We start from the raw sequence: 1,003 nt of genomic DNA on the forward strand, positions 1-1,003 counted from the left end.
CGGGCCGGCCAGCTCGTTGAGAAGCATGGTGATGTGCCGGTCGAGTTCGCTGATCTGGCGGGTGAAGTGGTCGACGGTCTCCAGCAGGATCCGCAGGAGACGACTGTGGTGGTCCTCGAACTGCCCGGTCAGTGCCTCGACGAGGAGTTCGCGCTTGTTGACCAGGCTGCCTCTGGCCAGCTCCGCGAGCGCGCGCGGGTTGCGCTCGCCGGCGACCAGGGCGTCGAGCATCGCCCGGCCCGAGACGCGGAAGAGGTCGGAGACCACGCTGGAGAGCTTGATCTGGGCGTCTTCGAGGGCCTTCTCGACGCGGTGCTTGTGGCGGGTGCGGTCCTGGGTGAACGCGGTGCGGGTGCGGGTGAGGTCCCGCAGTTGGCGAACCGGCTTGGGCGGCACGAACGAGGCGCGGACCATGCCGCGTTCGGCGAGCTTGGCCAGCCAGACCGCGTCGAGCTTGTCGGTCTTCGGGCGTCCTGGGACGTTCTTCACCTCGCGAGCATTGACCAGCCAGCACTCCAGGCCTCGGGCCTCCAAGAGGTAGAAGAACGGCTTCCAGTAGTTGCCGGTCGCCTCCATCACCACCCGCTGCACGCCTTGGCAGAGCAGCCGGTCGCCGAGTTCCAGGACCGCGTTGGTGGTCGAGGCCACCGTCCAGACCTGCTGCACCCGCCGACCCTCGCGGTCCTCGTGCGGCAGGCGCATGCAGACCACGCCGGACGCCTTCGCGATGTCGATCGCCGCGACCCGCGCCACCGCCCCGTCGGCCTGTTCTTCTCTCGTCTCCTCCACCGGTTGTCCTCCCTTGCTGTCGTGCTCCAGGGCGGGGGCCACCCGGGGGGCCACCCGGGGGGCCTGAGGGAGGCGGAGAAGCTGAACGGCGTGCTCAAGGCGACAGTGCGTGGTCCCTCGGGCGGCCCCCTCACCAGACTCCTATGCGGACTCGAAGCCCAAACATCATGCGGCGTCAGCGGATGGCCCCCGCACCGATTTTCACGCGGGCAAG

At 69.1% G+C, this 1,003-nt stretch carries 1 protein-coding gene; it reads right to left on the bottom strand.

Going from position 1 to position 1,003, the window contains the following annotated elements:
* Window positions 1-789 (bottom strand): IS110 family transposase (locus ACFVU7_RS45145; RefSeq protein WP_388052572.1); only part of this gene is annotated, 789 nt, incomplete at its 3' end.
* Window positions 790-1,003 lie beyond the last annotated feature (214 nt).

The organism is Kitasatospora sp. NPDC058046 (assembly GCF_042885595.1).
Classification (GTDB): domain Bacteria; phylum Actinomycetota; class Actinomycetes; order Streptomycetales; family Streptomycetaceae; genus Kitasatospora.